This window comes from Streptomyces sp. NPDC048442, from assembly GCF_040651475.1.
In the GTDB taxonomy this organism is placed as follows: Bacteria; Actinomycetota; Actinomycetes; order Streptomycetales; family Streptomycetaceae; genus Streptomyces.
In genome coordinates this window covers 26567-40536 of the sequence record NZ_JBEZKB010000010.1, presented here as the reverse complement: position 1 = coordinate 40536, position 13970 = coordinate 26567, and the positions used below count along the sequence as shown (strand labels likewise).

General features: G+C 72.0%; 12 protein-coding genes. 9 read left to right on the top strand and 3 right to left on the bottom strand.

Translation table 11 applies throughout. From position 1 onward, the window contains the following. The first annotated feature begins 377 nt into the window (after nt 1-377). The 6 genes from AB0D18_RS17205 to AB0D18_RS17180 all read left to right on the top strand — a co-directional run bounded on the left by AB0D18_RS17205 (nt 378) and on the right by AB0D18_RS17180 (nt 5894). Complete coding sequence (locus AB0D18_RS17205) at nt 378-1583, top strand: NADP-dependent malic enzyme (RefSeq protein WP_362418349.1); 1206 nt, start codon at nt 378-380, stop codon at nt 1581-1583. 203 nt (nt 1584-1786) lie between these two features. Further along, nucleotides 1787-2752, top strand: coding sequence for a zinc-binding dehydrogenase (locus tag AB0D18_RS17200; RefSeq protein WP_362418346.1), 966 nt, complete (start codon nt 1787-1789; stop codon nt 2750-2752). A 134-nt stretch (nt 2753-2886) separates the two neighbouring features. Then, entirely contained in the window at nt 2887-4239 is a 1353-nt protein-coding gene (locus tag AB0D18_RS17195; protein WP_362418894.1) for a cellulase family glycosylhydrolase, read from the top strand. Nucleotides 4240-4480: 241 nt separating this feature from the next. Beyond that, nucleotides 4481-4690, top strand: a complete 210-nt coding sequence (locus AB0D18_RS17190) for a helix-turn-helix domain-containing protein (protein ID WP_362418343.1) — start codon at nt 4481-4483, stop codon at nt 4688-4690. Then, nucleotides 4690-5244 carry a Clp protease N-terminal domain-containing protein gene (locus tag AB0D18_RS17185; RefSeq protein WP_362418891.1) on the top strand — a complete coding sequence of 185 codons (555 nt, stop codon included), beginning with the start codon at nt 4690-4692 and terminating at the stop codon, nt 5242-5244. The genes AB0D18_RS17190 and AB0D18_RS17185 overlap by 1 nt, the downstream gene beginning before the upstream one ends. A gap of 80 nt (nt 5245-5324) precedes the next feature. Next, nucleotides 5325-5894, top strand: coding sequence for a hypothetical protein (locus AB0D18_RS17180; protein ID WP_362418340.1), 570 nt, complete (start codon nt 5325-5327; stop codon nt 5892-5894). Between the two features lie 244 nt (nt 5895-6138). Here AB0D18_RS17180 and AB0D18_RS17175 read toward each other — a convergent pair whose 3' ends face one another. After that, on the bottom strand, nt 6139-7251 hold the full coding sequence (locus tag AB0D18_RS17175) for a helix-turn-helix transcriptional regulator (RefSeq protein WP_362418337.1): 1113 nt from the start codon (nt 7249-7251) through the stop codon (nt 6139-6141). Nucleotide 7252: 1 nt separating this feature from the next. Then, nucleotides 7253-8212 (bottom strand): DUF4097 family beta strand repeat-containing protein, encoded by a 960-nt coding sequence (locus AB0D18_RS17170; protein ID WP_362418334.1) that lies wholly within the window; start codon nt 8210-8212, stop codon nt 7253-7255. 204 nt (nt 8213-8416) lie between these two features. On the opposite strand from AB0D18_RS17170, the gene AB0D18_RS17165 reads away from it, so the two are divergent. Further along, nucleotides 8417-9268: a hypothetical protein gene (locus tag AB0D18_RS17165; RefSeq protein WP_362418331.1), complete on the top strand. Its 852-nt coding sequence runs from the start codon at nt 8417-8419 to the stop codon at nt 9266-9268. 733 nt (nt 9269-10001) lie between these two features. On the opposite strand, the gene AB0D18_RS17160 is transcribed toward AB0D18_RS17165, so the two are convergent. Further along, nucleotides 10002-10187, bottom strand: coding sequence for a DUF6104 family protein (locus AB0D18_RS17160; RefSeq protein ID WP_030190019.1), 186 nt, complete (start codon nt 10185-10187; stop codon nt 10002-10004). Nucleotides 10188-10440: 253 nt separating this feature from the next. On the opposite strand from AB0D18_RS17160, the gene AB0D18_RS17155 reads away from it, so the two are divergent. Together AB0D18_RS17155 and AB0D18_RS17150 are read left to right on the top strand one after the other, a co-directional pair. Further along, entirely contained in the window at nt 10441-12447 is a 2007-nt protein-coding gene (locus tag AB0D18_RS17155; RefSeq protein ID WP_362418328.1) for a trypsin-like peptidase domain-containing protein, read from the top strand. A gap of 295 nt (nt 12448-12742) precedes the next feature. Beyond that, complete coding sequence (locus AB0D18_RS17150) at nt 12743-13969, top strand: MoxR family ATPase (RefSeq protein WP_362418326.1); 1227 nt, start codon at nt 12743-12745, stop codon at nt 13967-13969. The last annotated feature ends 1 nt before the right edge of the window (nt 13970 follow it).

The window sequence follows — 13970 nt, the reverse complement described above, 5'->3', positions numbered from 1 at the left end:
GTTGCCGCACTACCGGAAAAACTCCGGCAAGTCTCGCGATGCGGACGCAGAATAGACCGCACAACGGGACAAGTACTGGACTTCTCCGGAACTTGTCCGACATCGCATCATGAGTCGTCCCAACTCCACCGGCGCTCTGCTCACAATCAGCCACCGCTCGGATACGGACTCGTCGCCGGTGCACTCGGTCCGGTAAGAAGGATCCTTACACCCCTCATCCGGGGCCCAGGGCGCGTGTGCGGCGCGCCCGCGCGCACGTACCTCCCCCTGCCGGGACGGGCCAACCGTCCGGGCGGGGCACGTGCGCGGACCCGCCCACCCCTCCTCAACCAGGAGTGGCCACCCTCAACTGATGAAGACTTAAGGGGTCAACAGACATGGCAGCGGAGATCGTCAATCCCGAAACCGGTACGGGCGCGGGGCTGGATGAGCCCTTCGACCCGGCCTTCGCGCTCCACCGGGGCGGCAAGATGGCCGTGCAGGCCACCGTGCCGATCCGCGACAAGGACGACCTGTCCCTGGCGTACACGCCCGGTGTCGCCAAGGTGTGCAGCGCCATCGCCGAGCAGCCGGACCTGGTCAACGACTACACCTGGAAGTCGAACGTCGTCGCGGTCGTCACCGACGGCACGGCGGTCCTCGGCCTCGGTGACATCGGTCCGGAAGCCTCCCTCCCCGTGATGGAGGGCAAGGCAATCCTCTTCAAGCAGTTCGGCGGCGTCGACGCGGTTCCGATCGCGCTCGCGACCACGAACACCGAAGAGATCATCGAGACGGTCGTCCGTCTCGCCCCGTCCTTCGGCGGGGTCAACCTCGAAGACATCTCGGCCCCGCGCTGCTTCGAGATCGAGCGTCGGCTCCAGGAAGCCCTGGACATCCCGGTGTTCCACGACGACCAGCACGGCACCGCCGTGGTGACCCTGGCGGCCCTGCGCAACGCGGCCCGCCTGACCGGCCGCTCGCTGGCCGATCTGCGCGCGGTCATCTCGGGTGCGGGCGCGGCGGGCGTCGCCATCGCCAAGTTCCTGCTGGAGGCCGGTCTCGGCGACGTGGCCGTCGCCGACCGCAAGGGCATCGTCAGCCGCGACCGCGACGACCTGACGCCGGTCAAGCGCGAGCTGGCGGAACTGACGAACAAGGCGGGCCTGAGCGGCTCGCTCGAATCCGCTCTGGCCGGCGCCGACGTCTTCATCGGCGTTTCCGGCGGTACGGTCCCGGAGCCCGCGGTGGCGTCCATGGCTCCCGGCGCGTTCGTCTTCGCCATGGCGAACCCGAACCCCGAGGTCCACCCCGACATCGCCCACAAGTACGCGGCGGTCGTCGCGACGGGCCGCTCGGACTACCCGAACCAGATCAACAACGTCCTCGCGTTCCCCGGCATCTTCGCCGGAGCGCTCCAGGTGCGCGCCTCGCGCATCACCGAAGGCATGAAGATCGCCGCGGCGAACGCGCTGGCGGACGTGGTGGGCGACGCGCTCGCCGCCGACTACGTCATCCCGTCCCCGTTCGACGAGCGGGTCGCCCCGGCGGTCACGGCGGCGGTCGCCGCTGCGGCTCGTGCCGAGGGCGTGGCGCGGCGGTAGTCGCTGACTGTCGCTGTTTTACGAGTACGGGCCGCGCCCGTGTCCCCAGTGCGGGGGGCACGGGCGCGGCCCGTATCTGCTCGTGGGGTGCGGCGACTCTGCTTGTGAGGGGCGGGGACTCGGCTTCTGGGGTGCGGCGACGCGGCGCGGGTCACACCCCGCAGCGGTTCCGTCACGTGGCCGGGGCGGCCTATGGTCGGGCCATGTTCGCCGCATACGCAGCCCGCATCGACCGTGACCAGCCGCTCAACGGCCTTGAGCTGGGGGAGCGCCCCGAGCCCGAAGTACGGCCCGGGTGGACCACCGTGACCGTCAAGGCAGCCTCCCTCAACCACCACGACCTGTGGTCGCTGCGCGGGGTGGGGATCAGCGACGAGGCGCTGCCGATGATCCTCGGCTGCGACGCGGCGGGCGTCGACGCGGACGGCAACGAGGTCGTGCTGCACTCCGTCATCGGCGAGAGTGGGCACGGCGTCGGACCGTACGAGAAGCGGTCGATCCTCACCGAGAAGTACCAGGGGACCTTCGCCGAGCGGGTCACCGTACCCGTGTGGAACGTACTGCCGAAGCCCAAGGAGCTCAGCTTCGAGGAGGCGGCCTGTCTGCCGACCGCGTGGCTGACCGCGTACCGGATGCTGTTCACCAATGCGGGCGTACGGCCAGGGGACGCGGTGCTCGTGCAGGGTGCGGGCGGCGGGGTCGCCACCGCGGCGATCGTGCTCGGGAAGGCCGCCGGGCTGCGGATGTACGCGACCAGCCGGGACGAGGCCAAGCGGAAGCGGGCCGTCGAACTGGGCGCCGTGGACGCCTTCGAGCCGGGCGCGCGGCTGCCCCAGCGGGTGGATGCCGTCATCGAGACGGTGGGCGCCGCCACCTGGTCGCACTCGGTGAAGTCGCTGCGACCCGGCGGGACGCTCGTCATCTCCGGCGCGACCAGCGGGCCCAACCCGCCTGCCGCCGAGCTGAACCGGATCTTCTTCCTGGAGCTGAAGGTCGTCGGCTCGACGATGGGCTCCAAGGACGAGCTGGAGGACCTGCTCAACTTCTGCGCGGCGACCGGGGTGCGGCCGGTGATCGACCAGGTGCTGCCGCTGGAGAGGGCCCGGGAGGGCTTCGAGCGGATGGCCGGCGGGGACCTCTTCGGAAAGATTGTGCTCACCGGGTCTTGAGAGTCGCGGGGGGCGCTGTTTTGATCTCCGGCACCGTCTGACTGGACTGGACTGCCCGAGGAGTGCCCGTGCGCGGTACGTACCGAAGAGTGGTTGCCGGCTTGGCCTGTGGTGTGCTGCTTACGGGCGGGGGCCTGGCCGCCCCCGTCGCGTACGCGGCACCCGCCCCCGCCCCCGTCATCCCCAAGCTGACCGACGACCAGGGCCGCGTCCTCACCCTGCGCGGCTGGAACGTCGAGGACAAGACCCACCGCGGTGAGAACGCCCTCTCCGCCATCACCGAGAAACACTTCCGCGACATGAGCGCGCAGGGCTTCAACTTCGCCCGCCTGCTGGTCTTCTGGGACGACCTGGAGGCGAAGCGCGGGCAGTACAGCGAGAAGTACCTGCGCAAGATCGACCGAATTCTGGACTGGGCGCAGAAGTACGGGGTGAAGGTGCTGCTCGACGGCCACCAGGACGTCTTCGGCCCCGCCTTCGGGCACCGCGGCATCCCGGAGTGGGCGACGCGGACGGACGGCCTGCCGTTCACACCGAATCCGGACGACTGGTTCTCCGAGTACTTCCAGCCCGCCGTGCAGCGCGCCTTCACCCACCTGTACGAGGACCAGGACCTCCAGCGCGCCCAGGCTGCCGTGTGGCGGCTGCTCGCCGACCGGTTCGAGGACCACCCGGCGGTCTTCGGCTACGACTTCCTCAACGAGCCGATGGGCGAGCTGAAGGAGGGCGAGGACCTGCCGACGGCGGCCCGGCGGATCGAGCGCGATCAGATCACCCCGATGCACAACCGCCTTGCGGCGGCGGTCCGTTCGGTGGACCGGGACAACTGGCTGTTCGTCGAGCCGACCCCGATCGTGGGCGAGGGCGTCCCGACGGGACTGGGCCGGATCAAGGACCCGAAGCGCAAGGTCGTCTACGCGCCGCACTTCTACAACGCGGGGATGGAGGCGGGCGCGGACTACGACCCGAAGGCCGGCTGGATCGAGGCGTACGAGGCGGCTGTCACCCAGTATCCGAAGCGGTACGGGGTACCGGTCGTGGTCGGCGAGTGGGGCCCGCTCAACAACGACCTCCCGAACATGGGGAGTTTCTACCGGGACGCACTGGCGTCGATGGCGCGCTACGGCTCCGGGTGGGCGGGCTATGTGTGGTGCTACGGGGGCGGGTACTGCGCGGTGGACGCGGGGGGCCGACTGCGGACGAACAAGGAACAGACGGCGGCGCCGTATGCGGCGGGGGTCGCGGGGCGGGTGCACACGGACTCGTACTCGCCATCGAAGGGCGTGTACTCCCTTGCCTACGAGGCAAGTTGGCGTGGCGGTGCCACGACCGAGATCTCCCTGCCACCGAGCGCGAAGGGATGGCGGGTCAGCGTGGGCGGCTGGGCATGGAGCGGGACACGCGAGGTGGCGCCGGGGAAGGCGGCGACGGTGCGGGTGCGTGCGGTGCCGGGGGTGGAGGTGTCGGTGGTGGTGCGGAAGCGGTAGGGCGGGAGCGTGCGGTCGGTGGGCGGCCCCGCTGCCCAAGAGGGCTGGCGGCTTAAGGAGGCTCGGGGGTAAGGGGCAGGCATTTAGGGGCGCGGGGCTGTATTGATATGCGGCTCCGCCGCGTGGGCGCGATCAGCCACGACGCACCCGCACGACGACCACCGGCCCCGCCGCACCGCACCGCACCCGCACGACGTCAATCGAGGTTGACGAAGGCCACCCGTCAACGTAAATTGACGGCATGACCGAAGCAACCGATCTCGCCGCCAGAGCGGGAGACCAGGATCCACGGGTCGGACTGCGCGCGGTGGCCGCCCTGCGGCGCCTGCTGGAGCAGCTGGAGGCCGTACAGGTGCGGGGCGCCCGCACACAGGGCTGGTCGTGGCAGGAGATCGCCGCCGAGCTCGGCGTCAGCAAGCAGGCCGTGCACAAGAAGCATGGGGGTCGATGATGTTCGAACGGTTCACGGAGAGCGCGCGGAGCGTGGTGACCGGGGCGGTCGCCCAGGCGGAGCGGCAGAAGTCGGACGACGTCACCGAGGAGCATCTGCTGCTGTCACTCCTTGAGGTGGCGGACGGGCGGGCCTCGGTCGCCTTCTCCGCACTCGGGCTCGACGCGCGCCGCACGGCGATCGCCGAGTCGCTGGCCGAGGCGCGGCGGCGGGGCGGGGTCTCGAAGGCGGAGGCGGACGCCCTCGCCGGGATGGGAATCGACATCGACGCCATCGTCGCGAAGGTGGAGGAGGCGCACGGAGAGGGCGCTCTGGACGGGGGCGGCAGGGGCAGGCGCCGGCTGCTCAAGAGCCACCGGCCGTTCACGCCCGGCGCGAAGAAGGTCCTCGAACGGTCGCTGCGGGTGGCACTGGGCCGCGGCGACAAGCACATCGGCGAGGAACACCTGCTGCTGGCGCTGGTCACCGGCCCCGGTGTGGTGTCCGAGGTGCTCGGGGAGTACGGGGCGGGGTACGGGGCCGTGGAGCAGGCGATGTTCGGGCACGTGAAGTAGGAGCTGGTGGGCGGGCGTTGTCAGACCCGGGGGCTAGGGTTTTCGGCAACGTTCGTCCGCTGTCCGCCTTGGAGGTTTCCGTGCCCGTGCCCGTGCCCGCGCCCGTTGAGTTCGTGCCCGCCGAGGGCCCCGTGACCGGGCCGGTCACCAAGGTGGGTGGGCAGCCGGCGTGGCTGGAGGGGGCACAGTGGCCCCTGTCGAAGGAATCCGGTGAACCGATGGAGTTCATCGGGCAGTTCGCGGTACGGGACGGTGGGTTCGCCTACCTGTTCATGACGGGGGACGACGCGGACGACACCTTCGAGCCGGAGGGCGGGGAGAACGCGCTGATCGTCCAGCCGGGCGGCCGGTTGCCGGACTTCGTGTCCGGGGTGCGGGACCTGGCGGAGGGGCCGGCCGCCGGGGCCGACCACCTGCCGGTGACGGGCGAACCCGACCCGGAGGAGGAGTGCTGGCAGTTCCTGGGCGGCCCCGGGGTGGAGCCGCTCTGGCTGCAGGGCGAGGAAGTGCCGGGGGAGGACTGGGAGCTGGTGGTCCAGCTCGACTCGACCGCGATGCCCTTCGAGGTGAACTTCGGGGACACCGGGGTCGGGTACGCGTTCCTGGCACCGGACGGGAAGGAAGGGCGGTTTCTCTGGCAGTGCGTGTAGGGGAGAGGGGTGGGCTGGGCGGGCCGGGACGAGCAGTTCCGCGTATCAGCGCTTCGAGGTGGCCGGGCCGGGACGAGCAGTTCCGCGTAACAGCGCTTCGAGGCGGCCGGGCCGGGTGCGTGAGGCCTGACGGTGGTGGCTGTTCGCGGCACGGGTGATCCTCGTCGAAAGCGGCAGTGCGTCGAGGAAGACGGGGGGGCCCGCCCAGGTCGGTTCTCGCACCTGGACGGGCCCCGGGGTCGTGCTACTTCTTCGGCCTCCGCAGCAGGCCGTCGATGTGGGCCGCCGCCGTGGCCAGCCTGGCTCGGGCGTCCGTCAGTTGGGTCGCCGAGACTCCGTGGTCGCGGGCCGCGTCGCGGATGCCGTCGCGGAAGCGGTCCAGGAGGCGGTCCAGGTCGCGGGCCGGGTCGGAGCCGGGCTTCGCGTCCTCGAACGCCCAGTCCGGGAGGGACTCCTTCGGGGGCGCGTCCGCTGCCTGCGGGGCCGGGTCGGGGCGGGCGTCCTCGTGGGCGGGGCCGCGGGCCGGGTCGTCCCGTACCGCGTCCTCCCAGGCGTCCTTGGAAGGTGCCTTGTCCGCCCGCTCCACCTTGATGTCGGGGGCCTCGTGCGGGCGGCCGAAGCGGCCGAAGTCCTTGCCCCAGTTGCGGCTGAACTCCTTCTCGATCTCGGCGAGTCCGTCCCGTACGGCGGAGGGCCAGTCGCCGCGTGCCACGTGCTCGCGGACCTGCTCCTCCACTCGGCGGGCCGCCTGCTGCATCTGCTCGCGGGCCCGCTCGGCGGTCTCCTTCGCCTGACGGCGGGCCTCCTGGGCGTCCTCGCGGGCCCGGCGGCTCTCGTCCTTCGCGCGGCGGGCCTGCTCCTTCCACTCCTGGCGGGCCTTGCGCATCTCCTCCTTCGCGGTGCGCCAGGCCTCGTGGTCCCCCCAGGGGGCACCTCGGTCGCCCTTCGCGCCGGAGCCGGCGGGAGCCTCCTTGGAGTCCGCGGCCTGGGCGCGCATCTCGCGGCGCAGGTCGCCCGCCGCGCCCCGTACGTCGTCGCGGATCTCGGCGGCCAGCTCGGAGACCGACTCGCGGATCTCCATCTCCAGGTCGGCCAACTCGCCGCCCCGGCCCGCAAGTTCCTCGCGGCCGGCCTCGGTGATCGAGTACACCTTGCGGCCGCCCTCGGTGGCGTGCGTGACGAGGCCCTCGGCCTCCAGCTTGGCCAGGCGCGGGTAGACGGTGCCGGCGGACGGGGCGTACAGGCCGTGGAAGCGTTCTTCGAGGAGACGGATCACTTCGTAGCCGTGGCGCGGGGCCTCGTCCAGCAGCTTGAGGAGGTAGAGGCGGAGTCGGCCGTGGGCGAAGACGGGAGGCATGTCAGAGGACCTTTCCGGAAGGAGTGCCACCGGGGGTACCGGAAGGGGCGTCGGAGGGAGTGCCGGTAGGGGCGTCGCTGGGTGTGTCGCCGGGTGCGTCGTCGAGCGGCGGTGCGTCGTCGAGTGGCGCGTCGTCGCGCGGCGGGCGGCGCAGCAGGGCGATCGCGCCCGAGACCGTCGTCGCGCGCAGCTTGCCCGCGCCCGTGCCCAGCGTGCCGGTGATCTTCTTCTGCGCCCACTGGCCGGAAACCCGCAGGTCCTCGAACGCGTTGGAGATCGACCCGCTGGTGGTGTTCGCCTCCACCTTCGCGTCGGCGGGGTGCGGGAGGCGGATCGCGATCTCGCCGCTCACCGTCGTCAGGTCGATGTCCGTGGGGCCGTTGCGGACGGTGTCGACGTCGATGACCAGCGCCCCGTTGACCGAGTCCGCCCGGACGGAGGAACCCGCGCCGTCGATGACCGTCAGGTCGCCCGTCACCGACTTGAACTGCAGGTCGCCGGTGAGGGTGTGGGCCGCGACGTTGCCGGAGACCGTCTCCGCCTTCACCCGCCCGGACAGACCGACCAGGGTGGTCTCGCCGGTGACCCCGCGCACCTCGGTGCGCTCCCGGATGCCGGTGACCACCGCGTTCGCACCGACCACGCCCACGTCGACCTTCGCCCCGGCGGGGACGGTGAGGGTGACGGCCGCCGAGCGGTTCCAGCTCCGCCGGTCGAACATCTTGAGGAAGCCGTGCCAGGGCAGGTCCTCGTACGTGACGGTGAGTGTGCCGTCCTTGTGCGTGACGACCAGCGGCGGGCCGTCCAGCTCGGTCACTTCGAGGCGGGCGGTCGGTTCTCCGTCGGAGAGTCCGTCCGTGCCGACGACATTGACGGTGCCGTTGACGATGCGCACGCTCAGCGCGGTCACGGGCGCGTCGAAGGTGAGTTTCTGCGGTTCGGTGACGGACCACTCGGTCATGGTGATTCCTTCCCCAGCCAGTCTTCAGTCGGTCTTCGGCCGGGACTCCGGCCGGTCTTCGGCCGCTCTTCCCCGGGGACGCAACATATCGCGTCTTCTCTTCAACACGATATATCGCGGTTGGGTGAAGTCAAGATAAGGAGTGGGGGTGCGGGGGAGAGGTGCGGGAGGTGGGTGCGGGTGAATTGACCTAGCGTGGGCGTTATGTCGTACCCGATGTCTTCGTCCGCGCAGCCCGTGCAGCCCGCGCACGCCACCGGGGCCCTGCTGCTCTGCCGGGCCCCGGTCGACGAGGTACGCCCTGCGGCCCACCTGCTGCGCGAGCGGATGCTGCTCGCTCCGGCGGGCGACGGCTGGAGCGTCCTCGTCCCGGAGGGCAAGCCCTGGCTGGCGCAGGGGAGCGCGTACGAACCGGTCGACCGGGTCCTCGCGGGCTGGGCGACCGCCCTCGCGGTCGGCGCGAGCTGGCCGGTGCTCGCCCTGTGGTGGGACCCCGACCACGCCGGCTACACCCTCGCCGCCGGATTCCGGCGCACCGTCGGCTACGAGTGGCTGACGGACGGCACCCCGGTCGGCGAGGACGAGGCGATGCGCACCTTCGCGGCACGGCTCGCGCTCGACCCCGTACACGACATGGAGCGGCTGGAGGAACTGGCCGGTCCTGACGGGGACGCGGACGCCAGGGCCCGGCTGCTCGGCCTGGTCGCCCTGCTGCACCGGGCGGGGCTCGAACTGCCGCCGGGCCTCACTCCCGGCGAGAGCGCCGACCGGCTGCGCGAAGTGGTCCGGGTGGGGGCGGGAGCGGAGGCCGTGGAGTGGTCCGGCTGGCGCGACGCACTGCGCGCCGAACTGGACGTGATGGACCACAGCCTGTTCGGTTCCTGGGTACGGGGCCCCAGGGCACGGCTCGTCGGAGCGGTCCAACTGGGCCTGGGCGTACCCCTGTTGGTGTGGGGCCTGCGCCGCTCCTCGGCCGGATGGGCAGTCGCGGGCGGCCTGCTGGCCACCCAGGGCACGCTGAGCCTGACGTACGACAGGATGCGCGCGCGGGGGTGAGGGGCCCCTCCGGGGGGGGCGGGGGCAGGGGTGGGCTGTCGGTGGGGGGCGGCGTGGTGGGTGTGGACCCTCGGGTGTGGGCTGGGCGTGGGGTGCCGGTCGGTCGGTGGGTGCGGATGGGTGCGGGCCCCTGGGTGCGGGCCACCCGTGAGGTCTGGACGGCTGCGGGGTGGGGGCCGCGTATGAGGTCCGGGCCGTCTGTTGGGGTGCGGCCTGCCCGTGCGGCCCGGAACACCTGTGTGGTGAGGGCTGCCCGCGAGGCCTGGGCCGCTGGTGAGGCGTGGACCGCCGGTGGATGTGGACTGCCCGTGAGGCCGGGCTGCCTGTGGGGTGCGGCCTGTCCGAGCGGCGGACTGCCTGCGAGGCCCAGGCCTTCAGGCGGCCTGTGAGGCCCAGGCGGCCTGCGAGGCCTGGCCTGCTCGCGTAGCCCGGACGGCCTGCGAGGTTCGGATCGTCTGCCAGGCCCAGGCCACCCGCGACGCCCGGTCCGCCCGCGAGCGGCGGACTGCCTGCGAGGCCCAGGCGCTCAGGCGACCTGTGAGGCCCAGGTCACCTGCCAGGCCCAGGTCACCTGCGAGGTCTGGCCTGCCCGTGAGGTCCGTTCCCACCCGCTACGCCCACGTCATCCGCGACGCCCACGTCACCCACCTCGCCCGTCCCACCTGCGCCGCCCACGTCATCCGCGCCGCCCGGCCCCGCCCGCGGAGGCCCGCCCCGGCCGCCCGGCCGTGGGCTACTCCTCGTCCTCGTCCTCGTCGTCCAGCCGGGCCAGCCACGTCGCCAGTCGTTCCACCGGGACCTCGAAGTCCGGGTTGAGGTCCACGAACGTGCGCAGCTGCTCGGCGAGCCACTCGAAAGTGACCTCCTCCTCGCCGCGTCGCTTCTCCAGCTCTTCGATGCCACGGTCAGTGAAGTACATGGGTCAAGAATAAAACGGACTGCCGCGCTCCCGGGACGTCCCGCTCTGTCCGGGATCCGGCCGCGGGCCAAGAGGGATTCGTCGTCGTCCCCGCCCCGGTCTGCCCGCTTGCCGGGGCTGACGTGCAACCGGGCGGGCCGGTAGCCTCGTCGCAGTCTTAGCAGAGCGGGTAGAAGTACTGCGGCAAAGCACCGCACCGGCTGGGCAGTTGGGGCGAACACGGGGGGTCACATCATGAGCGGCGGCATCCGCGATGACTGAGTCGAGCCAGTGGCTGGCCGAACTCGCCGCGGCGGCCACCGTCCACTTCACCGCCGACATCCCGGACGGTCCGGGGCCCCCGCGCATGTGGGGCAGCGGATTCTTTGTCGCCCCCGGGCTCATCGTCACCTGTGCGCACGTGCTGCGCGGCCCCCTGCGGGACAAGCGCGACACCGTCTTCCTGGTGCGCGGCGACGGCTTCCACGACGGGCGGCCGGTCCGCGCCCGGATGGCCGCCTCGCTCTGGGACCTCTCCGACGGCGGATCCATCCCGCCGGGCCTCGACCTCGCCGTGGTCCGCCTCGAAACACCCGGTGTCCGCCACGAGTGCGTATGGCTCGCCGACTGGGCCGAGCAGCCTGTCGGCAGCCGGCGCACGGTCCACGGGTACGTGCCCGAGGGCGAGGAGGGGGAAGGCGCAGGGCGGCCCTGGGTGGGAGGGACCCGGGTGCGGGTGCACGAGGGTTCGCCGTACGGGCGCCGCTTCGACGAGAGCGAGGTCCGCATCCTGCCCGGTCTCTCCGGCGGCCCGGTCCTCGACCCGGCCGCCGGCGCCGTCGTCGGCGTCACCAAGTCGCGCCGCCCCGGCGACCAGTCCGGCGGACAGTCCGTCGCGATCACGGCGCTGCGCCAGTTCGGCGAGCTCTACCAGGAGATCGTCCGCGAACACGACAAGTGGCACGAGCGCCGCTGGTCGACAGAAGGTGACGACTGGATCGGCCGGCAGTCCGCACTGCCCGGCGCCGGCGGCGGGTACGGCAGCTGTACGTGGACGCCCGAGGACCGGCGCACGGCGCTCGGCCTGCTCGCCGCGCTGCCCCCGCCGCCCGCCCCGTATGCCGTCATCACCCTCGCCCGGATCGCCTTCCCCAGGCGCCGGGTCGGCGACCCGGTGGCGACGCCGGTCGCCTGGCGCGACGGGCACGGCGAGCTGTACGACGGGTCCACCCCGCAGCGCGCCGAGTACTTTCTGCGCTACCTCGACGACGTACAGCGCCTCGCCGCCTCCCAGGGGCTCGGCAGCAGCGAACTCGTCGACTGGATAGAGCAGCGGAGGGGTGGGGCAGGGGCAGGGGTAGGGGTAGGGGGCGGTGTGGGGGGTGGTGTGGGGGTGCGGGAGTCCGAGCCGCTGTCCGCCGCCCTGTCGCCGCAGGCCGACGACGGCGGGCCGCGCCGCTACCCGGGGCCCGGAGACCCCAAGCCTGTGGTCATCCTGGAACTGCTGCGGCTGGAGGGTGACGGGTCCAGCTACGACTGGACGCTGCGGATGGGCGACGCCGACGGCTTCCCGGTGGACGCCGGGCACGCCGTACCCGCGGCCGACCTCATTCACCGGGTCGGCGCGCCGCTCGCCGACCTGTTCACCCAGGTCGACGTGAAGGAGCGGCCCGCACCGCTCGAAATCGCCCTGGATCTGGGGGACTTCGACCGCCCGGTGCACCACTGGCAGGTCAACCAACAAGCCAACTTCCACGAGCGCGAGCTCAAGGAACTCCTGGGAGTGCGCCGCCCGGTCGTCGTCCGTCAGCTGGAACGGCTCGGGGTGCCGGACGACGCCTGGACCGCCCGCTGGGACGCCACCCACGCCGCGCCGCGGCTCGTCGCCCGGCGCGTCCCGCCGCGCGGCGGCATCCTCACCAAGGGACAGCTCGCCTCGTTCGCCGCCGGGGAAGTGCCGGTGCTGTGCCGGGGCGCCCGCGACAAGATCGGCGCGCGGGCGCTGGGTGAAGCCCTCGCCGCAGGCCACGGCATCGCGCTGTGGCACATCGAAGGGCATGCCGGAGCGCACTGCCGGGAGTCCTGCGACGTACTGCACGCCTTCACCGTCGCCGAGCTCGCCGGCGCCGACAGTGCCGACGAACTCCCGGACCGGCTGCGGCGGATCAGGGCGGCCATCAGTGCGGCCGACCAGCCGCACCCCGCCGGAGGCTTCGCGCTCCTGTACGACGACCCGCGGCGGCCGGCGCCGGGCGACCTGGAGGTGTACGACTCCCCGTGACGAATCCCGTCGTGATGAATCCCGTCGTGATGAATCTCCCCGTCGAGAATCTCCCTGTCACGAATCTCCCCGCCATGAATGACCTCACGAACGCTTTCGCGAATGCCGTCGCGCCTGCTGTCACGCGCGCTCCCGGGGCATCCCGCGCCACTCTGTTCGCCCGGCCACGATGGCCGGAACCTGTCTGTCCGTGCGGGGGAGTTGGGTACATTTTCAGGGGCCCGTTGCGGGCACCGACTGCCCCCGTCGGTCAGGCCACGGCACGCCACGACCGACCGACGACGAGGAGCATGCCATGAGTGTCCACGAGTGGCTGATCTACCAGGGCAAGGGGGACCCCGCCCCCGACCGCATCGACAGCCTCCCGGAACCGCCGCGCTGGCGCCGCTTCGACGGGACGCCGCTCACCGGTGCCGCCGCCGAAGCACCGCCGCTGGACGCCGCGTCGACCCGACGGCTCGGCGACCGTACGGCACTCTCCGCACAGGACCCCACCTCGCTCCAACTCATCAACGCCGCCCTCTACTTGAGGCGGCCACTGCTGGTCACCGGCGACCCCGGCACCGGCAAGAGCACCCTCGCCCACGAGATCGCGTACGAGCTGGGGCTGGGTCGCGTGCTGCAGTGGCCGGTCGTCAGCCGTACGGAACTGAAGGGCGGGCTCTACAGCTACGACGCGATCGGCCGCCTCCAGGACGCGCAGCTGTACGGCAGGCAGGAGGCGCGGCAGGAGGCGCGGCTGGAGGCGAGGCGCGAGGCGCGGCAGGAGGTGGCGCAGGAGCTGCGGAGCGAGGCGCGGCAGGAGCTGCGGCCGGTCGACGGCGGTGCCAGTGGCGACACCGGCCTCGACCGCACCGGTGGTGACACCGGTCGCGACCGTACCGGCGGCGACAGCGGCCTCGACCGCACCGGCGGTGACACCGGTCGCGACCGTACCCGAAGCGACACCAGCACCGACATCGGGCGCTACGTACGCCTCGGCCCGCTCGGCACCGCTCTGCTGCCCACCGTCCGCCCCCGCGTGCTGCTCATCGACGAGCTCGACAAGAGCGACATCGACCTGCCCAACGACCTGCTGAACGTCGTGGAGGAGGGCGAGTTCGACATCCCCGAGCTGGAACGGATCGCCGACCGGCCGGGCCAGCGCACGGTCGACGTCCTCAGCGACGACGGGCGCCGGGTGCCGGTGACCGGCGGGCAGGTGCGCTGCCACGCCTTCCCGGTGATCGTCATGACCAGCAACGGCGAGCGGGAGTTCCCCGCCCCGCTGCTCCGCCGCTGCATCCACGTCCACCTCGACCCGGCGCGCGGCGAACGCCTCGCCGCGATGGTCCAGGCCCACTTCGGGGAGCGCGCCGACGAGACCCACCAGGATCTCGTCGACCTCTTCACCGAGGACAACGGGGGCGAACTGCGCCCCACCGACCAGCTGTTGAACGCCATCTACCTCACCCGCAACGCCCAGCAGCAGGGCCTCGGCAGGCTGTTGCTGCGGCCCGCCGCCGAGCACGGGCAGCGCTGAC